Origin of the sequence: Hyella patelloides LEGE 07179, from assembly GCF_900659865.1 — a bacterium.
GTDB lineage: Bacteria > Cyanobacteriota > Cyanobacteriia > Cyanobacteriales > Xenococcaceae > Hyella > Hyella patelloides.
Genome location: NZ_LR213797.1, coordinates 3,924 through 29,738, shown reverse-complemented (window position 1 = coordinate 29,738; position 25,815 = coordinate 3,924). Strand labels below are relative to the sequence as shown.

Sequence of the window (25,815 nt, the reverse complement as noted above, 5' to 3'; positions counted from 1 at the left end):
ATTACTTTTTATTATTTTTTTTAAGTTTGTTCATAAACTTATCGAGTTGTTTTTGGTTCAGTTTGGCAGCAGCAAAGTCTGAAGGCGTATATCCTTTTGCTGTCTGTGACTGACAATGAGCGATGAGTGCTTGTAATGCTTCGATAAAACTACCTGCTAAATTCTCTACAGTTGCTTTTCGATGTACTTTCTCGCTATAAGTCCAAGTAATTTGCAACTTTCGGTCAGAAATAATACTATTAATTTCTAGTAAATGTTGGCGTTTTTGTAGACTGCTACGTTGTTGACCAATTGGCTCTTGTGCCACACCTAATATAGGAGGAGAGTTGAGTATCTGCTCGAATTGTCCGAGATAGTTAAAACTCACTTCCGCAGAAGGTAAGGTTTCCAGACTAGCTTGCGTTGGTCGATCGCCTAAATAACGCAGAATACCATAGCCAATACCCAGTTTGGGTACACGACGCAATTGTTCTTTGACTGATTTGAGTACTTCTCCTTTAGGAGATTTTCCTTCTTGTTGCAACCGTAGGGGGTAAATGCTCGTAAACCAGCCAACTGTACGAGACAAATCGATATTTTCTTCTATTTCTTCTCTTCCGTGTCCCTCCAAGTCTACCAGCAAAGAATTTTCTCCAGTCCATTGGCTAAAACTTTGTAGCAAAGCAGTCAATAGCACATCGTTAATTTGGGTGTTATAGGCTGATGGCACTTCTTGCAACAGGGCGCGAGTTTCTGCTTCACTCAGAGAAACAGTAATATCCTTACTACTAGCTACAGTGTTATCTTCTTTCCCTTCTGGATAATCAACTGGTAAGGCTGTATTATTGCCAGATTGAGTGAGCCAGTAATCTAATTCGGATGCTAGTTTTGGCGATCGCCTGTATGCTTGTAGTCGTATTGCCCATTCTTGAAAAGAAGTAGTTTTAGGTGGTAATTGAATTGTTTCACCGCGATTGAGTTGTTGGTAAGCTGTAGCAATATCTTCTAACAAAATCCGCCAAGAAACCCCATCAACAGCTAGATGATGGATAACGATAAATAAACGTCCTGGTTTATTATTGCCAAGATTAAATAGGATGATTTGAATTAAACCAGAATCCAGATTCCGTAGAGACGTTCCATGGAAGGTCTCTACCATGTTCGCCCGTTGTTCTTCATCGGATAGATTAGACAAATCCTCAATTTGCAAAGGCACTTCCGCATCGGGTGCAGCATTAATTTGTGTCCAATCTTCCCCAGTAAAGGTGAACTGTAAACGTAAAGCATCATGATGTTGAAGTAAATTCGCGATCGCGCTTTGTAATAAATCTGGCTTGAGATCGGGTTCAACTTCTAATAAAACAGCTTGGTTAAAGTGCTGCGGTTCGGGCAAATCCTGCTCAAAAAACCAGTGCTGGATCGGAGTTAGGGGTACTGAACCCGTGACTAAATCTTGTTTGCCAGAGATAGATTTAGTTGTACCTACTACAGAAGCCAATTCCGCGATCGTTTGGTGCTGAAACATTTGCTTAGGTGTAAGCTGTAAACCCGCCTGGTTAGCTTTAGAAACGATTTGAATGCTGAGAATTGAATCTCCACCCAACTCAAAGAAGTTATTTTCAATTCCTACTTGTTCTATTCCTAAAACCTCAGCCCAGATTTTACTTAGAGTTTCTTCTGTAGTGGTGTGGGGTGGGACAAAATTAGCTTCGGCTTCTCTCTGGGATATATCTAATGTAGCTAAAGCTCGGCGATCGATCTTACCATTTGGAGTTAGAGGCAAAGCATCTAACGTAACAAAGTTAGAAGGAATCATGTAGTCTGGCAATTTGGACTGTAGGTAGGAGCGTAACTCAGTGTTACTCGATACCTCTGGTTGAGGCTGTAAACCATTAATGGCGTAATCTTCTAGATTATTGTCAGCAAATAATCTTTGATAAAAAGGAGTTTGCTTAAACAACTGTTTCCAGTGATATGAGATGTATTCAAACTCAATATATTCTCCATTTTTCTTGAGTAGACGACCTCGAAGGGCATAATCTGGATTCAGATTATTTTCACAAAGTGTTCTGGTACAGACAGCCTCAATGACATCTCCTTCATTCACATCAATTCCTGGCTCGAACACTGGAAAATAAACAGGCAACCAAGAATGCTCGTGTTCTAGAATATCGATACACTCTCCCTCAATTGTGTGCAAATTTAACCCAACTAAAAAACCATCTAATCTTCCTGATTTAGCGATCGTTAATCTAATTGAATGAGTAAATTCCGTGCTAACAGGTTGGGTAAAGTCTAAATCCTCAAAAACGCCTCGATCCGACAACCAATTTGCTCGATCTAATCCTTTAATACACACTCGTAAATCAAAAGGATATCCAACTTGTTCAAATATCTTTTGGGTATAATAACCTGAACCTTTTGTAAATTGGGGTTTATTTAGTAATTCATCAGGAAGAGTTACTGCAATAATTTGAGTGACACTTCTTTCAGGAATCATTACACCATCTGGTTTGAGAAACCTTCTAGCATTGTTGATAATTACTGCTGCTCCTTCACATCCACCAATTGCTCCCACAATTTCAGAAACACATACATCAGCTTCTTCTGGTAAGTTTACTGTAGTAGCGTCTCCATGTATGATTTTAATCTGTTCTGATAACCCTAACTCTTGTACCCGAGCTGAAGCTAATTTACTGGTTTGCTCGTCTCTCTCAATTGCGTAGACTTTTTTGGCACCCGCTTCTGCACAAAATTTGGCTAGAATTGCATCCTTTCCTGTGCCAATTTCTACAACTATTTTATCTTTGACCAATTGATTAATTGCAACTTGGTAACTCTGGTTTCGGCGATGGTCATTGGTCATCGCATAGTACAAAAGTTCATCGTAAACGTAGAATTCTGCTACTGATGGCCAAAGTTCAACTCCTGTTTGGGGCTGAAAATCTGTTTCTTTTGCCTCAAGAGGAACTAAATATGCTACCAGCCTTTTGTTCCCTAGAGTATCTTCCCGTTCGATGACTTTAACTTGCTGTATTTGAGGATGAGTACTCAGAACTGATTCTATTTCTCCCAATTCTATGCGGAAACCCCTTATCTTCACCTGGTTATCAAGACGACCAAGAAACTCAATATTTCCATTGGGTAGATATCTCGCTAAATCCCCTGTTTTGTATATTAGGGATTGGGGATTGGGATATTCAGCAAAACTTCTGCCTTCTACAAAGGGGTTAGGGATAAATTTCTCTTTCGTTAATTCTGGTCGGTTGAGGTAGCCTCTCGCTAAACCAACACTTCCAATATGTAGTTCTCCTGGTACTCCTATAGGTGCAGGTTGACCATTGCTATCTAATATGTAGATTTGGGTGTTGGTTATAGGACGACCTATAGTTGGCTTTGTATTGCTGTCGCTAATTTTAGCTACTGTGGCACAAACTGTAGACTCAGTGGGGCCATAAGCATTAAAGAAACAACGACCATTACTCCACTGCTTTACTAGCTCAGTAGAACAGGTTTCTCCAGCTACAATAATTTGACTTAGGGCTGGGAATTTATCTGATGGTAAGACACTCAAAGCTGACGGAGGAAGCGTTACATGAGTGATTTCAAACTGAGTCAGTGTTTGTCTTAAATCTGCTCCAGGCATCAATGACTCTGCTGTTGCTAAGACAAGTGTAGCTCCCGAAGTCAGAGCTATAAAAATTTCTGAAACTGAAGCATCGAAACTAAAGGAAGCAAACTGTAAGACTCGACTTTGAGATTGAACATTAAATAGATTCCTTTGTGCTATGACTAGGTTAGGTAATCCTTTATGAGTCACTAAAACTCCCTTAGGCTGACCAGTAGACCCAGAAGTATAAATCACATAAGCCAAATCCTCAGACTTGACTCTACTATTAAGATTATCCCCACTCTCGATCGCGATCGCACCCCAATCTGTACGATCTAAACAAACAACCTGCGCCTGGTGTTTCGGCAAAGATTCGAGCAAAGACTTTTGAGTCAATAATACCTCCACACCCGAATCCACCAACATATAACTCAACCGTTCTGCTGGATAATTGGGGTCAAGAGGTACATAAGCACCACCTGCCTTAAGTATCCCCAACAGTCCCACCAACATCTCTACAGAACGCTCTACACACAAACCCACCAACACTTCTGGTTTGACTCCCAACTTTTGCAAGTAATGCGCTAGTTGATTTGCTTTTTGGTTTAACTCGCGATAAGTTAGATGCTGCTTTTCAAATACCACTGCTACAGCATCGGGGGTTTTGGCTACCTGAGACTCAAATAATTGATGGATACACCGATCTTGAGGATAATCTGCTTCAGTTGCGTTCCACTCCAATAACTGTTGTCCTTCTTTTTGGGTAATTAAGGGCAAGTTGGTTACAGACTCGTCAGGATTAGTTACTATTGCTTCTAAAAGAACTTGAAAATGACCCATCATCCGCTCAATAGTACTCGTCTCAAACAGATCGCAGTTATATTCCCAAACTCCCTCTATTCCTGATTCTGTTTCCCTCATCGCTAGGCTAAGATCGAACTTAGCGGTAGTATTTTTGACTTCTATAGAACTCCAACTTAGTCCCGACAGTTTTAGTTCTCCTAATGGTGTATTCTGTAAGGCAAAAGATACTTGAAACAAAGGAGAATGGCTGAGGTTACGTTCTGGCTGTAGCTCCTCGATTAGTTGTTCAAAAGGTAAGTCTTGATGAGCATAAGCCTCTAAAGTCACCTGACGTACTTGCTTAAGTAACTCTTTAAAGCTAGGATTATCTTGCAAATCCAAACGTAATGCCAAAGTATTCGTAAAAAAGCCAATTAAAGGCTCTATTTCCTTGCGATTGCGGTTAGCGATCGCTGTACCAATAACAATATCTTCTTGTCGGCTATAGCGAGATAGTAAAATCCCAAAAGCCGATAGTAATGTCATAAATAGAGTTGCTTCTGACTGTTGACTTATTGCCAGAAGTTTTTCGGTTAGTTTTTGATTTAAACTAAACCCAATACTGTTACCACGAAGAGTCTGTACGGGTGGGCGTGGGCGATCCGTTGGCAACTCTAATAGGGGTGGTATTCCTTGCAGTTGTTGTTTCCAGTAATTGAATTGGGTATTTTTGATCTCTCCTTGCAGATATTGACGCTGCCACACGGCAAAGTCAGCGTATTGGATGGGTAATTCTGGTAGGGGCGAACGGTCAGATGGTAAGGGCGTTTCGCGAAAGCGGTCAGACCCCTCGTTATCCGAAGGTGTATCCTTTAGGACGGCGTAAGACCCTAAAGGACTCGCTCCGCGTCGCGCAAGGGAATGCTGACCAAGACACGCCCCTACGGCGTATAACACAGATAATTCTTTAACGAGGATATCCAAAGACCAGCCATCAGCAACAATATGGTGCATCGTCAGCAGTAAAATATGTTCTGACTCAGATAACCGTAATAGTTTTACTCGTAGCAGAGAATCTTTTTCTAAGTCGAAGGGGGTTTGTGCGGACTCTGTAGCAAGACTTTGAACAGAATTTGACTTTTCTCGATCTGATAATTGTTGCAAATCTACTACAGTAAAAGACAGTTCAAAATCAGAGTCGATCGCCTGAACTGGTTTTCCCTCTACCATGGGGAAATGGGTACGCAGCACTTCATGCCGTCTGACGATTTCTTGGAAAGCTTTTTCTAGAGCAGTAATATTGAGCGAACCTTTGATTCGTAAGGCTGCTGGCACATTGTAGGCAGCATTTGCCCCTTCTAGTTGCTCTAAAAACCATAGTCGCTGTTGGGCAAAGGATAAGGGTAAATTTTGATCTCTACTAACAGGTTGAATACTACCAACTTTTAGCCCTAAGTCTGCTTGAAGGGCAGTTTCTACTTGTTGACTTAACCCTTCTACAGTAGGCGAGGCAAACAGGCGACTTAAAGGGAGTTCTATCGTAAAAGCTTCTCTAATTCGCGAGATAACTTGTGTTGCTAATAACGAATGTCCTCCTAACTCAAAGAAGTTATCTTGAATACTAACCTGGGGAATGTTTAGTACTTCCTGCCAGATATTAGCAATTTTTCGTTCAACTTCTGTTTGTGGTTGAAAGCGATCGCTTTTGATCTTAATTTTATTTGAACCAAGTAAGTCGCGATCAATTTCTCCTGTCTCGGTTAACGGCATTGCATCCAGCTTAATCAGATCGCAATTAGTTTTTGTGCCAAAGCGATCTCTTACTGTTATTTGTTGCTGACCATTTACTTCTGAAATATTATTAGCAGTAAAATAAGCCGTTAACTTCTGAAGTCCATAAGATTTACTTTGTATCTTTCCTCGCAAGTTTAAATTACCGCCATCTAAACCGATTAAAAGCTGTGCTTGGTTGTGGTGTAATCCTGCGAGGAAAGAATTTATCCCCTGGGTAGGATTTAGAATAAAGAAACCGCGTTCTCTGGTTAAATCTTTATACTGATAACCCCGACTCATTCCCATCTCATCCCACATACTCCAAGCAAAACAATAGCTTCGTAAAGATGTTTGATGCTTTTGATATTGGGCAAAGTTATCAATAAAACTATTAGCAGCAGCATAAGCACCGACACCCGTACCGCCGAAGAAGCCATTTACCGAAGAGAAGTTAATAAAAATACCGTCATTATCTAATAGTTGATGCAGTACCCAAGTACCAATTACTTTAGGACGAAGTACTGCTGCCATACTTTCTGGAGTTTCTTCGCTTAATAAACGCTCTTGGAAAACTCCTGCTAAATGAATAATTCCCTCTAACTGGCTTCCCCAATTAGTTTCTGCCTGGTTAATTATCTGTTGTAAAGCAGCGCGATCGCAAATATTAACGGCTTGGTAATTAATCTCACCTCCAAGCTTTTCTAATTCTTGATAGCTTTGAAGTTTTTCACGATTAATATCTGACTGTTCGGCTAAAGAAGTTCTCCCTACCAATAAAAGACGAGCCTGATAAGTTTTAAGCAGATATTTAGCAATTTCTAAACCAACACCGCCCAATCCTCCTGTAATCAGATACATTCCTCCTTTTTTGAAAGGAATTGATTGCTTTTCTTGAGTAGATAATTCTGCTTTGGCTAAACGAGAAACTAAACGCTGTCCGTTACGATAAACAACTTCCGAATCTGCTGATAATTCTCGTAATTCATTTAACACTAAAGCTGTATTAACTTCAGGGCGATCGGCTTCTGCTGGCACTGCGCGCACCGCGAAGCGGATCTCTTCGAGATCGCTTTGCAAATCGATATGGCGACAGTGTAACCAAGGCATTTCTTGTGGAATGGTTTTAATAAATCCTAAAATGGGTGCTTTTTGGTAGGCAATTTTGTCGGCTGAATTTACAAACTGTGTATAGCTAGAAACGACTTGTAAGCGAATTGATTTTTGAGAATCTTGTACCTGAGATAGAGCCTGAACTAAATATAGTAAACTGTAAATTCCTATAACTTGTGCTTTTTCGAGAGCCTCAATACTATCTATATCTACTGGCTCAACTTCTCCATCGGCTTCTGCTGGCACTGCGCGATCAGCGTAAGCTGGCACTGCGCGATCGTAAGTCCATAGGTGCAATATCTGAGCAACGTTAAAATCATCACTGGCTAAAGACTCGAATAGATACTGATAGTGTTTTGGTTCGTTAGGATTAATTTGGTAGCGAGTATTATTAACTTGGACAAATTCTGTACCTGCTTCTACCTGAATATATGGCTGGTTAAATTTCTTGAATTCTTGACAGATAGATATTCCTAGTCCCAACGAGTCAAGGAACACTAAGGTAGGATTTGAATAAAAAGTATTCTCCGCGTCACCGCGTCCCCCCGAACCTAAGTCAACCTCTACCATCCCATGGTGATACAAGATTTCTTTTGGCTGCCAAACTTGATGATAAAACCAGTCAGGAAGTGTCTTATTATTCTCTAAAAGTAAATCGAGTCGTTTAATTAGGGCATCAAATTCACCAGCTAAAAACTGTTGGCTAAGGCGCGATCGCTGAATTTTACCAATCGAAGTTTTGGGAATAGATTCTTTGGCTAGTGGTAATAAATAGTCTGGATTAATGCCAATGTTCTGGACTACTTCAGTACGAATTGTTTTAATTAGCTGCCCTAGTTTGATTTCATCGTCTACAGAAGAATTAAAAAAGATAACTAATTTATCCGTATCACTAATTGCCTCTCTTAGAGCGATCGCAGCAGTGTAAGAAACTTCTACCCCTTCAATTTCTTCAACTACCGATTCGATTTCATGGGCGTAGTAATTAATCCCATTAATAATAATGACATCTTTGGCGCGACCAGTAATAGTCAAACGTCCTCGATACAGAAAACCGAGATCGCCAGTATTAAACCAACCATCATCAGTAAAAGCTTCTTGGTTAAGTTCTGGGTTTTGATAGTAACCAGAGGTAACGCTTAATCCTTTGACTTGAACTCTACCGATTATTGATTCTGCTACTATCTGGTTTTGAGTATCCGTAATTCTTACCGAAAACCCAGGAATAGGCATTCCTACTTCTAAATTCTGAATCTCATCTGTAGTTGAGTCTAAGGAAAAATCATGAGAATAAATAACACCAGAACAAGTTTCAGACATTCCCCAGGCGGGGTACATAGCAGTGGGGGATAAATTATAAGGTGCTAAAAACTCTAAAAACTTTCTAGCACTTTTAGCCACAATAGCTTCACCACCGTTGAGGATGAAGCGCATTGAAGATAAATCCCATTCTTTTTCGCTCAAATCTGGAGCATGAGCAACAACCGCACCATAAGCAAAGTTGGGAGCCCAGGTAATGGTAGCTTGATAATGCTCGATTAAATCTAACCATTTAAGAGGTTGCTGTAAAACCAACTCAGTATGTACCTGAATCTGTTGACAACCGAGATAAACATCCCGAAGATGGAACATTACTAAACCACCAACATGATCTAAGGGAAACCAATTTAAGGAAACATCGCTACTGGTAAAATTATTCATCCTCGCCGTAGCAGCAGAGCGGGTTAAAATACTACGATGGCTCTGCATTACAGCTTTAGGCATTCCTGTACTACCAGAAGTTAACAGTAAAATTGCTAAATCGTCTGGCTGGCTAAGATGCCAATTTGTATCGGGTTGGTTGGTTCGTAAATCACCGATCGCTTTTACTTTAAAGTTATCTAACTGCAAAAGTTCTGACAGATGACTAACCTTAGCAGCAGAATTCGCCCCAGCTAAAATAAGTGGTTTGTCTAACATTTGCCAAGCATTCTGAAGTTTGCTTACAGCACTGTTAACTTGCTCATAAGTAGGAGGAATTGAGATCGGTACTGGCACAAAACCACCTAAAATACAGCCCCAGAAAGCGGGAATGAAATCCTGTATTCTCTCTAATTGAAAAATTACTTTATCTTGAGGTTTTAAACCTAGTTTTCTCAAGCCAGCTAGAATTTTTTGGGCTTCTTCTAGTAAGTTTTCATAGGATTGAACAAATTCCGAACCATCGCAGCGGATATAAACAATTCCTGTGGTTGAATTCTGATTCGCTGCCCTTTGTAAAGTTTCTGCTAGAGTAAGTGGCGCATCGGCTTCTTGTTTTAACGATTCTCCATGGACTACAGCTAGGTTTTTGGTCGCTGATTGCTGCTGGTGCGCTTCTGGAAGTGAGCTTTCAAGCTTGTTCTTTTCTTCCGTAGCGGTAATTTTTTCTGTCCGTAAAAGTAAGTCACTAAGATGTATGGGTGGGATAATCTCTGTCTGCTGTTGTACTACTACTGCGACGCGATCGATTTCAGGCAATGAGTGCAATTGTTCTTCCCATTGCTGTACTAAGTTTGAGTCGATTACTGGCAAACTTTTTAAGGCTTTTACGTTTACCCATCCCTGAAATGTAAGAGGTAAAGCTGACAGAGGTATATAGGCACTAGGTAGGGTATATGCAGGAATAAGAGAGCGTAAATGTAACTGTAGCTGTTCTGAGGATAATTGCCCTGAAGTGACAACATATGCTACTAATTGGGGAATTGGATCGGACTGACGCAGCAGTATGTGGCAATCTCTTACAGAGGAATGCTGTAATAATTTTGCTTTTATTTCTGAAGCATTCCCCTCAACTAATATTTTTTGTCGCGCTGCTTCACTTAGTAAAGGAAGATTATCTACTGGTTTGTCGAGGTTGGTAACAATTCCCTCTAACAAAGTTTGATAATTATCCATCATTTGCATAATGGTATTAGCAGCAAATAAATCGCTGTTGTATTCCCAGATTCCCTCTAATCCTGATTCCGTCTCTTGTAGGGACAAAGTTAGATCGAATTTAGCGGTAACACTTTTAATTTCTATCGGTTTGAGGGTTAACCCTGGTAAACTGAGTTTGCCTAATGGTGCATTTTGTAGAGCGAACATCACCTGAAACAAGGGAGAATGGCTTGAAGAACGTTCTGGCTGTAATTCTTCTACTAGGCGATCAAAGGGTAAGTCTTGATGTGCATAAGCATCTAAAGTTACTTGCCGTACTTGCCCTAAAAAATCTCTAAAGTCAGGATTTTTAGCTAAATTAAGGCGTAAAGCTAAAGTATTCGCAAAAAAACCAATTAAAGATTCAATTTCTTGTCTATTTCGATTCGCGATCGGTGTACCAATTACTAAGTCTTTCTGTCGGCTATAGCGCGATAGTAAAATCCCTAAAGCTGCCAGAAGAATCATAAATAGAGATGCTTCTGACAGCTTGCTTAAGGTTTTAAGCTTTTCAGTTAGTTTTTGTGATAGGGCAAAATTACAGCTACCACCCCGAAATGTCTGTATAGATGGACGAGGATAGTCAGTCGGTAATTTCAATTGGGTGGGAATTCCTGCTAATTGTTGTTTCCAGTAATCCAGTAGAGGCGAACAGCCGTTCGCCCTTACTTCCCTTTCCAAATATTGACGTTGCCACACGGCAAAATCAGCGTATTGTATTGGTAATGGTTGTAGGGGTAATTCACGAATTGCCCCTACGGTATTAAACGCCCTGTAAAGTACAGATAATTCACGTACCAAAATACCTAATGACCAACCATCAGAGATAATATGATGCATGGTTAGCAGTAAGATATGTTCTTTTTCCGCCAATCGTAATAATTTAAATCGCAGTAAAGAGTCTTTGGCTAAATCAAAAGGAGCTTGTACTTCTCGCTCGATCTCTGTTTGTACTTCAGTACTTTCTCGATCGCGCAGCGCCTCGCCAAAAGCGAGATCGCAATTCTCTAAATCAACTACCAACCAATCAAAATCAGGCTTAGAATGAATTATTTGTACGGGAGAATTTTCTACTGTAGTGAAATTAGTACGCAACACTTCATGCCGTCTGACAATTTCTTGTAGAGCTTGTTTTAAACCAGTAATGTTAAGAACACCAGTTAAATGTAAGGCTGCTGGAATGTTATATACAGCAGTTGTTCCTTCGAGTTGTGACAAAAACCACAATCTCTGTTGAGCAAAAGAGAGGGGTAGATTTTGCGCTCGAGAAACAGTGACAATTCGCGAATTGCCCTTACCCTTTGATTGTTCGCCCTTACGATGTTGTAAAAACGAGAGGATTTCTATTTTACGTTCGGCAAGTTGAGAACGCATTTCTGGTGTTAGGACATCTTTAGGAGCATTACAGCGCAAACGATCGCCTTCTACCCATAGTTTAATATCGCAACTTGCAAGGTCAGCTAAAAATTCGTAAATCGATTTCATATTTCAAATTCCTCTCGATTGTCTAACTCCTCAGCAGGAGCAGATTGTAATTGTTCTAGTGCCGAATGCATTTCCTCAATGGTTTGAGCCAAGCTAGCTAGAGTATGTTTGGCAAACAGATATTGCAGGGGTAATTCTACGCCCAAGCGATCGCGCAGTCTTGTAGTTACTTGCGTAGCTAGCAAAGAATGTCCCCCCAAATCGAAGAAATTATCATAGATGCTGACTTGCTCTATGCCTAAAACTTCGCTCCAAATTTCAGCCATAGTTTCTTCAGTGGGAGTGCGGGGAGAGACTCTGGGGTGTTGAATCTTGTCTGTTTCAGGACGAGGTAAAGCTTGGTAATCTACTTTGCCGTTAGCGGTTAAGGGTAGATTAGACAGCCCAGAAAAAGCCGAAGGTATCATATACTCTGGCAGTTTTTCTTTAAGGCGATCGCGAATATCTCTAATTAAGGTATTTTTACTGTTCCAACTCGGTTTCTTAGTAGATACAACCTTATCTGTTTTCCGAGAAAGCCCTATGGATTCTCGTCTAGCATATATATTGTAGAGTTCGGTTTCTCTCAGTTCATTTTCTTGAGCAATCGTAAATTCGTATTGATGTCTTGCGAGCATCTGAGTAATTTCAGCTAATCTACCATCGCGATCGTGAACTTCAACTACTATTTGTTTGATTTTTTGCCAATGTTCCTCTTTTATGCCGTTTAATACTTCTAATTCGCTTTTTTCGACATCAATTTTGAGTAAATCAATCTGTTCAATACCGTTTTCTTCGATTATCTCGGAAAGAGTTTTCAACTTACAGGTAAATTGTTGACTCTGTAAACGCTCTGCTAATAATTGCTCAATCGCTGTGGGAGACAATGCTGTTTCGTCGCTTGTGTCTTGATTGAGTAAAAAAGACTTAACTACTTCTTGTTCTTCTGACGCATCAGCAAAGCGACCAGAAATAACGGAAACGTGAGGATAATAGGTAAATTTAGCTTCTGTAGATTCAGCCGAAAGACCAACATCAAACAGTTTCACGTTTAAGCCATATAAGTCAGTATTAAGGCGTAATAGTTCAAATACAGGGGGAATAGGTTCAAAAGCATAAACCCGAACGTCAGAGCAAATTTTAGCAGCAAAAAGAGTAAATAAACCAATATTTGCCCCGACATCAAAAATACAGTCCCCATCATTAATAGTGATGCCGTGTCTTAAATAAGATAGTTGCTCAAAGATTTCTTGGTAAACAAAATCAGTTTCGTTTTTATTCAGATGAGCGATCGCCATTCCATTGGGCAACTCGTATAATGATTTATCTGTTAGTCTGCCTTGTTCTTGAAAGCGAATTAATTGTAAGACTGGTGCAGCTTGCTTCTCGTCGGGAACAATATAAGCTACCAAACGCTTGTTATCGGGTTCATCTTCTCTAGGAATTACAACAGTTTCCCTTACGCCAGGATGTTGAGCGATCGCAGTTTCTATTTCTCCCAGTTCAATACGGAAGCCCCGAATTTTTACCTGATTGTCCAAACGTCCCAAATATTCAATGCTGCCATTATGCGCGACGCGGAGCGAGTCCTTTAGGGAAGCGGTATCCTTTAGGGCGGGTAAATAACGCGCCTTATCCCCTGTTTTATACAATCGGCAATCCTGTTCGTGAATTGCCCCCACATTGGGTTTTTCAATAAATCGTTCGGCGGTTAATTCTGGACGATGCAAATAACCCCGTGCCAAACCAGAACCAGCAATATACATTTCGCCAGGTACGCCAATAGGTAGGGGCTGCAAATATCGATCGAGGATACAAACTTGTAAATCGGGAATGGGAACACCGATCGCGTTACCTGTATTATTAAGATCGTCTTTGGTTAGGGGACGATAAGTGACATGGACAGTGGTTTCGGTAATTCCGTACATATTGACTAACTGCGGAGTGCGATCGCCATGTCTGTCAAACCAAGGTTTCAAAGTCTGTATTTCTAATGCTTCTCCACCGAAGATAACTAAACGCAAGTTCAATTGCTGAGTAGTTTCAGCTATATTTTCTGCCCAGATTAGTTGTCGAAAAGCCGAAGGTGTTTGATTGAGAACTGTAACTTGTTCCTGACAAAGCAATTTGTAGAAGGCTTCGGGAGAACGAGTAACTAAATAAGGAACTACTACCAAACGTCCCCCATGAAGTAAAGCACCCCAAAGTTCCCAAACCGAAAAGTCAAAGGCGCAATTATGGAACATCGTCCACACATCGCTTGCGTTAAAGTTAAACCAAGATTGAGTAGCTGCAAATAAACGCATTACATTAGCATGGTTAACTAAAACTCCTTTTGGTGTGCCTGTAGAGCCAGATGTATAAATGACATAAGCCAAGTTTTCAGGGGTAACATCGCTAACAGGATTGTCTTTTCTCTGTTGAGCAATATCTTTTTTGTCTGTATCTAAACAAACTACCGTTGCTTTATGGGGAGGCAAATTTTCTTTTAACTTATCCTGAGTCACTAGCAGCGAAACTTGTGAATCTGACAGCATTAAAGCCAAACGCTCTTGAGGATTGGTGGAATCTAAAGGTAAATAAGCACCGCCAGCCTTGAGTATTCCTAATATGCCGACTATCATCTCTAGCGATCGCTCTACACAGATACCTACTAAAACTTCTGGTTTTACGCCCAAGCTTTGTAAATAATGCGCTAACTGATTAGCACGGGCGTTTAACTCTTGATAAGTAAGCTGTTCATTGTCATACACCACTGCTACTGCATCAGGCGATCGCTCTACTTGTAATTCAAATAATTGATGGAGGCATTGCTTTACCTCGTATTTAAGTAGGGGTTTCTGTAATAATTGCTGTTCTGATTTAGTTAACAGAGGTAACTTATAAATCTGCTGTTCGGGATTAACGGCGATCGCTGCTAGCAATGTTTTGAAATGCTCTGCCATTCGGCTGATAGTAGCCTCATCAAATAAATCGCTGTTATATTCCCAAGAGCCTTCTAGTCCTTCTTCTGTTTCTACCATTGACAAAACTAAATCGAACCTAACCCTTACTGTTTCTGTTTTTAACGGCATTAAGCTCAAACCAGGTAATTCTAATTCCTCGGTAGGTGCATTTTGCAGGGCGAACATTACCTGAAACAATGGAGTATGGCTTAAAGTGCGCTCTGGTTGTAATTCTTCAACTAGTTGCTCAAAAGGTAAGTCTTGATGGGTATAAGCTTCTAAAGTTGTTTGCCGTACTTGCTGCAAAAAGTCTTGAAAACTAGGATTATCTGTTAAATCGAAGCGCAAAGCCAAGGTATTGACAAAAAAGCCAATCAATGATTCTAATTCTCGGCGGTTACGGTTAGCGATGGGCGAACCAATAACTAAATCCTCTTGTTGAGAGTAACGAGATAGGAGAATAGCAAAAGCTGATAGCAGAGTCATAAATAAAGTGACTTGCGATCGCTGACTCAATTCCAAAAGAGATGAGGTTAATTCTTTGTCTAAGGTAAACCAGAAGTTACGACCCCGAAAACTCTGTATTGGTAGGCGAGGATAGTCAGTAGATAACTCTAAAATTGGCGGTGCATTTTTGAGTTTTTGCTGCCAGTAACTAAGTTGTCGGTCTAAAATTTCGCTACTTAACCATTTTCTTTGCCATACCGCAAAATCTGCGTATTGGATAGGTAATGGGGGTAGGGATTGGGCGACTTGGGGACTTGGAGACTTGGAGACTTGGGGAAGAGCTATAAAGGTTTGATAGAGTATAGATAACTCTCGTACCAAAATCCCCAAAGACCAACCATCAGATATAATATGGTGCATCGTCAACAGCAATATATGATCGTTAGCAGCCAACCGCAGTAACTTAATTCTCAGTAAAGGTGCTTTACTTAAGTCAAAGGGGTTTTGGGCTTCAACACTAGCCAAGTTTTGGACTTCGGCAGATTGTTCTTGGATAGGTAACTCTTGCAAATCGACTACTTGCAGGTTAAGAGAGGGATTAGGCGCGATCGCCTGTACGGGTTTTCCTTCTACCATCGGGTAATAAGTACGTAATACTTCGTGCCGTTGCTCAATTTCTTGTAAGGCTTGTTTTAGGGCAGCTAAATTAAGAGAACCCTTTAGTTGTAAAGCCCCCGACATATTGTAGGCAGCAGAATCCCCTTCCAATTGTTCTAAAAACCATAGTCGCTGTTGAGCAAATGATAGAGGTAAGTACGAAGTCCGCGCTACAGATTCAATTGTCGAAACTTCTAGACCTAATCCTTGTTGTCTAATGGTTTCTACTTGTTGACTTAACTCTTCAATCGTCGGATTAGCGAACAAATAATTTAAGGGTATTTCTAGCTCAAAGGTTTCCCTGATTCGCGAAATAACTTGCGTCGCCAGCAGAGAATGTCCCCCCAATGCAAAGAAGTTATCGTGAATACCGACTTGTTGTAACTTGAGAATTTCTGCCCAAGTTGCTGCTAATACTTCTTGAGTAGGAGTGCGCGGTGGTACAAATTCTTGAGTAATATTCGTATTCTTGGGGGCGGGTAAAGCACGGCGATTAATTTTTCCGTTAGGAGTAAGGGGAATTGCTTCTAACAAGACAAAAGCCGAGGGAATCATATATTCTGGCAACTTTTGTTTGAGAAAGTCCCGCAGATCGCTACAAACAGGTTGTTTTTCTTCGGATACAATATATGCCACAAGGCGTTTATCTCCAGAATTATCGTCTCTGGCAATAACTACCGCCTGTCTTACCTGGGGATGATAGTTTAAAACAGTTTCAATTTCCCCTAGTTCAATCCGAAAACCCCGAATTTTGACCTGATTGTCAATTCTACCCAGATATTGAATCTTGCCATCGGGTAAATATTTTGCTAAGTCTCCTGTTTTATACAACCGCGATTTCTGTAGGGGCATTTCGCGAAATGCCCCTACAAACGGGTTAGAAATAAATTTCGCCTCGGTTAATTCTGGCTGATTTAAATAGCCTTTGGCTAAACCCATACCGCCAAGGTGTAATTCTCCAGGTACTCCTACAGGAACTGGTTGCAGATGACGATCGAGAATATAAGTCTGGGTATTGGCAATCGCTTTACCAATAGTAGGGGAATTATTCGCGGTTTTCTCTACCAAGGTAAACGTAGAGTAAGTAGTGTCCTCAGATGGACCATAAAGGTTATAAACTTCTTTTATGTTTTCTTGCTGATAGAGTTGCTGTACGAGTTGAGAGGGAAGAGGTTCGCCAGCTAAATTTACAGTTCGGACTGTTTTGGGTATGCCTTCGGTGCGAATTAACTCGGCGATCGCACTGGGAACTGTATTAATTAAGGTAACTTCTTCAGCAGCAGGTAAGTTAGGTAATTCTAAGGCATTTTCTGACAGAATTACCTTTCCCCCCCAACTAAGGGTGACAAATAACTCAAATACTGAAAGATCAAAACAGATAGAAGTCGAAGCCAAAACACCAGCCAGTTGCTCGGTTGTAAATACTTCTTGCGCCCAAAATACCAGAGTAAGTGGACTACGATGAGCGATCGCAACTCCTTTAGGTTTGCCAGTAGAACCAGAAGTATAGATGACATAGGCTAAATTTTCCTGTTTAACTTCACTCAGTGGATTTTCTGGGCTTTCTGAGGAAATAGCTGACCAATCTCGATCTAAATAGACTGTTTTTCCTTGATGAGGAGGTAATGCGTTGCTTAATTTCTCTTGAGTCAACAATACTTTTACTACTGCATCATCGAGCATAAAAGCCAAACGTTCGGCAGGATAATCTGGGTCTAATGGTACGTATGCGCCACCTGCTTTGAGAATTCCTAGCAAACCTATTACCATTAAGATCGATCGCTCTACACAAATGCCTACTAGTACCTCTGGTTTTACGCCCAATTTTTGTAAATAGTGGGCTAGTTGATTGGCACGGGCGTTTAACTCGGCATAGGTCAGTTTTTGCTCTTGCCACACCACTGCTACAGCATTAGGAGTTTGTTTTACCTGTGATTCAAACAACTGATGCAGACATTTATCTTGGGGATAATCTGCCTGGGTATCATTCCATTCAATTAATAATTGCTGTTTCTCAACATTTGTCAGTAGAGGTAATTGAGCTACTGATTGCTCGAAATTGTTAACTATTGTCTGTAATAAAGTTTGGAAATGGGCGATCGCTCTTTTGATTGTCGCTGACTCAAATAAATCGCTGTTGTATTCCCAAGTCCCTTCTAATTCAGCTTCCGTCTCCCTCATCGACAGAGTGAAATCAAACTTTGCTGTGACACTTTCTCGGTCTAAAATCGACCATTCTAGTCCTGGTAGTTCCAGTTCTAAAGGCAGCCCATTATCAAGAACAAACATAACCTGAAATATAGGGGTAGTGCTAAGGTTACGTTCTGGTTGTAGTTCTTCTACTAACTGCTCGAAAGGTAAGTCCTGATGAGTATAAGCATCTAAAGTTACCTGTCGGACTTGCTTTAAAAAGTCGGTAAAGTTGGGATTATCTTGAAGATCGAGGCGTAGAGCCAAAGTATTAACAAAAAAGCCAATTAAAGGTTCGAGTTCTTTGCGGTTACGATTGGCGATCGCTGTACCAATAACAAGCTCCTCTTGTCGGCTGTAACGAGATAATAAAATTGCCCAAGCCGATAGCAGGGTCATAAATAGTGTTGTTCCTGCTTGTTGACTGAAATTCTTAAGTGATGAGGTGAGCTTCTTATCTAGAATAAAGGACTCGCTACGACCAACAAAAGTTTGTACTGCTGGACGTGGGTAATCAGTGGGCAATTCTAATAGTGGGGGTGCATTTTTAAGCTGTTGTTTCCAATAATTTAATTGGGTGTCTAAAATTTCCCCTCTTAACCAGCGACGCTGCCAAACAGCAAAATCTGCATATTGAATCGGCAATGCAGGTAGGGGAGAATTGCGCGCCCCTACTACTACACCATATAACACAGACAATTCACGCATCAATACACCCCAAGACCAACCATCAGCAATAATATGGTGCATTGTTAATAGCAAGATATGCTCGTCAGCAGCTAACCGCAGCAAGGTTACTCGTAACAAAGGTGCTTTAGACAAATCGAAAAGAGTTTGTGCTTCTTCTCTAACTAATCGTCTTACTTCGACAGATTGCTCTTGAGAAGATAAATCTTGTAAATCTACTATCGGCAGACTAAAAGGTAAATCTGACTCAATAATTTGTACGGGTGAATTTTGCACCACATCGAAGCGAGTACGCAATACCTCATGTCTTTGGACAATTTCTGCTAAAGCTTGTTTTAAAGCTTCTACTGAGAGAGTTCCTTTTAAGCGCAAAGCTCCTGGGATATTGTAGACAGCAGTTGTGCCTTCTAATTGGGACAAAAACCACAGTCGAGTTTGAGCAAAGGATAAAGGCAGATTTTCTTTTCTTTCTATAGGTGCGATCGCCTTAAATTCTATCCCTAATGCTTGTTGTCGAATAGTTTCTACTTGTTGACTCAGTTCGTCTAAGGTGGGATAGGTAAACAAGTTTTGTAGTGGTAGTTCTACTTGTAAAGTCGATCGCATCCGCGAAATAACCTGAGTCGCTAGTAGAGAATGTCCCCCCAATGCAAAAAAGTTGTCATGGATGCCAACTTGTTCTAATCCTAAAACTTCTGCCCAAATTGCTGCTAAAACTTCTTGTGTCGGCGTGTGGGGTGGCACAAAATTATCAGTGCTACGGCTAGGCAATGGTAAAGCTTGGCGCCCCGCTTTGCGGATCTCGGAGAGATCGACTTTGCCATTGGGTGTTAGAGGAATTGTCTTTAACCAAACAAAAACTGAAGGAATCATATATTCTGGCAGTTTTTGTTTTAGGAAAGAGCGCAGTTCGTTATTAGAAACAGATTCTTTTTGATTAGGAACAATATATGCCACTAATGTAGGGGCGAAGAGTGAATCGCTCCTACTGGGTCGATCTTCTCGCACCATCACCACAGTTTCTTTTATTTGTGGATGTCCAGTCAGTACCGTTTCAATTTCTCCAAGTTCAATCCGAAAACCTCGAATTTTCACCTGATTATCGATTCTACCCAGATATTCGATGCTGCCATCGGATAGATAACGGGCGCGATCGCCTGTTTTGTATAGTCGCGAATTATATAAAAGCGTTTCCTGTAGAGACAATTCGCGAATTGCCCCTACAAATGGATTGAATATAAACTTCGTCTCGTTCAATTCAGGACGATTCAAATAACCCCGTGCCAAACCAGCACCGCTTATATACATTTCGCCAGGTATTCCAACAGGTAATGGTTGCAGACAGCGATCGAGGATGTAAACCTTTGTATTAGCAATGGGACGACCGATCGCTGGTATTGTGTCTTCATTAGCAACAACAACTCCTGAAGTGGTGACGACAGTATTTTCGGTTGGCCCGTAATTATTGACTAATATAAAAGGAATAGAAGCTGATGGTGCAGAATGCAGTTTGTCGCCCCCAGTTAGCATAATGCGTAAAGCTATACCAGGCGACCATTCTAAAGATAATAGTCTTTCAGAGATCGCGGTGGAAACAAAACTAATGGTAATTTCTTTCTGTATTAACCAATTTTGTAAATCTACTGGCGACAGCAGTGTCTCAGAATCTACTAAATAAATACTTGCGCCTGCCGTTAGATAAGGATATATTTCCCATCCCGCAGCATCAAAAGCCATTCCTGCTAACTGAGTGGCTCGATCTGATGCAGTTACGTCAAAAGCTTGCTGATGCCAGTTAACTAAATTAACTAGTCCTGAGTGGGGAACTAAAACTCCTTTTGGTCTTCCTGTCGAACCAGAAGTATAGATAACATAAGCTAAGTTTGCAGCTTGTACGACTGGGGTAGGATTATGCTGGCTTGCTTCGGAGATCGCTGCCCAATCTTTATCTAAACAGATTGACTGTGCTTTATTTTCTGGCAGTTTGGCGATTAACTCTTGTTGAGTTATTAGTATTTTTATCCCAGAATCATCAAGCATGAAAGCTAACCTTTCAGTCGGATAGGATGGATCGAGGGGAACATAAGCTGCTCCCGCTTTCAGAATTCCTAGCAGTCCAATTATCAGTAAAGGCGTTCGCTCGACGCATAAACCTACCTTATCTTCTGTGGCTACACCTTTACTTTGCAGATAGTGAGCTAGCTGATTAGCGCGCTCGTTTAATTCGCGGTAGGTTAATTGTTGGTCTTCAAATACTAGGGCGATCGCATCGGGTGTTTTGGCTACCTGTGATTCAAACAACTGATGAATACACTTATCTTGAGGATATTCAACTTCGGTAGAGTTCCACTCAACTAATAACTGATGTCTCTTTGCTTCGGTTAGTAATGGTAATTGAGCTATCTGTGCATCGGGATTAGCGACTATTCCCTGTAGTAAATTCTGAAAATGCTCTGCCATTCTCTCAATAGTGGACTCTTCAAACAGATTGCTGTTGTATTTGAAGACACCGAATAAAGATTCTCGCCCTTCTATTATTTCTAAAGTTAGATCGAACTGTCCTTCTTCTTGAGGAATTACAAAGGGTTCGAGTTTTAGCCCATCCCAATCAACCTGAATTTCTCCTTCTTGAGGGATAAATAATTCTGTCACCTCATTTTGCAGTTCTTGAAGAGCAAAAACTACCCTAATCAAAGAAGAACTACTATCTTGCTCCTGCTGTAACTTTTCTACCAATAAGGCATAGGGATAATCTTGATGAGCGATCGCTTTGAGCAAAGTCTGACGAGTTTGAGTCAAAAATGTCTTAAATGTCAGATTATCTGAAAATTGTGAGCGCAAGACCATTAAATTAACAAAATAACCCACAGTTTGGGCAAATTTAGCATTTCTGCCTGCTGTTGGCGAACCGATTAAAATTTCCTCTTGACCTGTGTAGCGATGCAGTAAAATCTGGAAAGTTGCTAGAAGAGTCATATAAAGAGTAGCATTTTCAGTCTGTGCTAATTCTTTAAGTTGCTCAGTTATTTCGCTCTCTAGCTTGAAGGTGTAAGACTCTCCCTTATTAGTCTGTTGAGGCAGACGAGGTTTGTCTGTAGGTAAATCGAGAACGGGTAATTCACCAGCTAACTGATTATGCCAGTAATCCACATAGCGATCGCCATATTTACCTAACAAGATCTCAGTTTGCCATTGCACATAATCTTGATAATCATATTTCAGAGTCGGTAGAGTCGCTTTTTGTCCCGCTTTTTCTGCTAGATATAGTTCCCTTAACTCATTGATTAAGAGCAACATCGACCATCCATCCCGCACGATATGATGTATTGCTAATAGAAAAACGTGTTCTTCTGGAGAACGAGTAAATAAACTAGCCCATAACACTTGCCCCTCTTCGAGATTAAAAGGACGTTGATAGTTTTTAGTTACCTCTTCTTTTAACTCCTCTTCAGTCCAACCAAAAGCATTAATTTCCTCAAAAGGAATGGCAACACTTTCCCTAACTTCCTGATATGGTTCGCCTTCTTCTTGACTGAAACTAGTACGTAAAATAGTATGGCGATCGCATAAAGCTTGAAGGGCATTGCGCCATGCTGACACATCTAAATTAGAAGTAATAAGAACTGTAAAAGCAGTGTTATAGGCCGCACTCTCTGGATTTAGTTGATATAAAAACCATAAAGCTCTTTGTCCGTAGGAAAGAGGATAAACTGAATTCTTACTTGTCTCTTTTGGCAAGACAGAGGGAGTATTACTCCGTGAAGTAATTTTTCCCAAGATCGGGGTTAGAGAAAGGTCAGTTTTAATTTCGTATAACTTCCGTTGACTAGCTTTTGGAGAAGAGAACGATAAATTATTTGCCGAACCCTTGGTTTGTGAATCTGGTTCAATTGTCTTAGGTTGGGCTATTTTTACTCTAAGGTTCGCTTGACTAGATGTTATCTCTAGTTTTTCTCCGACTCTATTACTAATTTGTTTAAGTCTTTTCAGCGAGTAAAGAGCAGGCAGTACTGAATCTGAATCTACACCAAAGTCAATCAGACAAGCAATTTCATTAACTCCAATCTCTTTAAGGCGATCGACCATACTCAGACAGGATTCTGGAGTACCAAATAAGGCACTTGTCTGAAAGTAACGCTCAAAAGCATATGCTAATAAATGTTCGCGCTCTTGCTCGTTCAAATCATCTAAGCTTTTTGCTCCCTGTCGCCACAAACTAACTGAGGATTCTAGATATTCAATAAACGGCTGGCGGACTTTCTTGCGTACAACTCCTAAATCTTCGCTGACAAATGTGTGCATCATTAATGTCACATGACCTGTATTAGGATCGTGACCATGCTGAGAACGTGCCTGACGATAAAGAGCTATTTTCTCAGCTAATTCCTCTATAGGTTGAAACAGAAGGGCAGTAAGAATATTTACCCCCATTGCCCCCGCTTCAATAAATCTTTCTTTTCCACCGCTACAAGTAAGCCAAATCGAAAGCTGCTGTTGATGAGGCAAAGGATAAATACGAACATCCGTTGGTTTTCCTTTACCATTAGCTAACGAAAGGCTTTCTCCTTGCCAAAGTTTTTTGATGGTTTCGATACCTGAATACAGAACTTCTTTTGAGTTTGGGTAAGCGGATGGAGAAATTACAAAGTCATTTGGGTTCCAACCTCTGGCAAAAGCAAGGTCGATTCTACCTTTAGATAAGTTATCAACAACAGACCATTCCTCAGCAACTCGGATGGGGTTATGTAGAGGCATGACCACACTACCAGCACGAATCCGAATTCGCTCAGTTACCATCGCTAGTGCTGCACCGAGTACGGAAGGATTAGGATACAGACCGCCGAAAGCATGAAAATGACGTTCTGGTAGCCAAACCGCACTAAAACCATGTCGATCGGCCCATTTTGCTCCTTCAATTAAAAGCTCATATTTATCTTCGGCAAATTCCGCTTCGTTGCTGGAAAAATATAACAGACTGAATTTTATATTTGCTGTAGATGTTTTTGCTTGAGAAGATTTTTCTAAAGAAGACTTAGGTAAAGTTTGAATTGCTGTTGAGGAAAAAGATTCTTGCTCTGATTGAATCCAAGCAGCCAAACTAGTAACACTTAAATTTTCCCAAAACGACTCGATGGGTAAATCAAGGTTAAATTCTTCTTCAATCAAATTCTTAATCTCGATCGCTTTTAACGAATTAAGCCCCAAACTGGTCAGAGGTTGTTGAGGATTGAGCAAAGAAGGATTAGTACCCATAATCTGGGCAATGCGATCGCGTAACATAGATACTTTCGATAACTTCTCGTTACCTTCAATCGTCTCATCAACCTTCTCTAATACTGTCTTACCTACGATAGATAAACTATCCTTTAAAAACCCATCTCGGCAAGCATAACGTTGAATTTTGCCACTAGAAGTCTTAGGAATACTTCCAGTTTTTAACAGCGCAACAGCATAAATATCTAACTCATGGTATTCCGATACTGCCTGACGAATAGCCGTAGTTACCGCATTTACGTCAAGCGATCGCAGATAAGTCCGTTTTACTTCTTGGGTAATAACCAGACGTTCAACTCCCTCTACTTCTACAGAAAAAGCTGCACTACAACTTTCTCTCAGTGAGGGATGGCTCTTTTCTACAGTTAGTTCAATATCTTGAGGATAATAGTTACGACCTCGAATAATAATTAAATCTTTGAGTCTACCCGTAACGAACAACTCTCCCTGATGCCAAAATCCTAAATCCCCTGTTCTTAAAAATGTCCCTGACTCTGTATCATTTAAACGAGCCTGAAATATGCACTTTGTGTCTAAGGGGCGATTCCAATAACCAGCAGCTATGCTCTTACCTGATACCCAAATTTCTCCTACTTGTCCATCTTCACATTGGCTTAAAGTATTTGGGTTAGCAATCACAATTTTCTGATCTAACCAACTTTGTCCACAACTAACAATCTGTAAGCTATTTTTATTCTTGTACGGAGTTACATCGATCGAGGTGAGGTTTTTTGGCTCTTTCGCCTCTTTTTCTATCTCCCCGTCTCTTTGTCTCCCCGTCCCCCAGTAAGAGATTACTCCGTCGTTAGAAGGCGAAGTAATCTCTGACCGTTGTTCAGTTTGACTAAGTTCTATATTTGAACGCAACTTATTATTAGTTGGGCTTACTACTTGATTATGCTTGAGAGCTTTCTTTTCAATCTGGCGAATCTGGGGTATATCTGTTTTCTTATTTCCCGAAATAAACAAAGTAGCTTCAGCCATGCCGTAGCAGGGATAAAATGCTTCTGGGCGAAATCCGCAGCCACTAAAATAGCTAGTAAAGTTTTCTAGAGTTTCTGCCCGAATAGGTTCAGCACCATTAAAAGCCACATCCCAACTGCTTAGATCGAGCTTATCTAGTTGTTCGGGCTTTATTTTTTTAACACATAAGTCATAAGCAAAATTTGGTGCGCCACTAGTGGTTGCTTTGTATCGGGTTATCGCCTCAAGCCAGCGTATCGGCTTCTGAAGAAATGCTGTCGGCGACATTAAAATAGAGTGAATCCCCAAATACATCGGCTGTAGTACATTACCCATCAATCCCATGTCGTGAAATAGAGGTAGCCAACCAACAAAAATAGTTTTTTCGCTATGTCCAAAAGCTTGCTCGATCGTTCGTTCGTTGTGCAGCAAGTTACTGTGAGTGACCATTACTCCCTTTGGCGTTCCTGTCGAACCAGAGGTGTATTGCAAAAAAGCTAAACTGTCACTGTTTAAATCGGGGCAAACCCATTCATTTCCATCCCCTTCTGCTAGTCGATCGCTGGCTAACCAAAGCAAGGTATTCCAATCTTCTGTCTTGGCTAAAAGGCGATCGAGATCGTTTTTTACTGCTTCGGTTGTTAATACTACTTTCGCCTGGGCATCAAGGGCGATCGCTTGCCACCTCTTCAAATTTTGATGGCGACGAGGAACACCCAAAGGAACTGCTACTACTCCTGCATACAAACAACCAAAAAAAGCAGCAATAAACTCTAACCCTGATGGGTAGAGCAAAAGTACTCTATCTCCTGGATGACAATAAGCTTGTAGTTCTGTGGCGATCGCCCTTGCTTGTCGCTCCAATTCGTTATAGTTTAGAGATGCTGTCTCTATTTCTCCATCAGCGAGAAAGGTGTAAGCAGTTTTTAAGGGTTGAGTATCAACACGATGGCGTAGTAGTTCGACAAACGTTGTTATTGAGATAATATCTACCAA

The 25,815-nt window shown here is 40.8% G+C and carries 2 protein-coding genes; both read right to left on the bottom strand.

The genetic code is table 11. The features are described from left to right. Nucleotide 1 precedes the first annotated feature (1 nt). Nucleotides 2-11,677 (bottom strand): non-ribosomal peptide synthetase, encoded by an 11,676-nt coding sequence (locus tag H1P_RS38145; RefSeq protein WP_144865674.1) that lies wholly within the window; start codon nt 11,675-11,677, stop codon nt 2-4. Then, nucleotides 11,674-25,815 (bottom strand): non-ribosomal peptide synthetase, encoded by a 14,142-nt coding sequence (locus H1P_RS07480; protein WP_144865672.1) that lies wholly within the window; start codon nt 25,813-25,815, stop codon nt 11,674-11,676. Before H1P_RS07480 ends, H1P_RS38145 begins: the two co-directional genes overlap by 4 nt.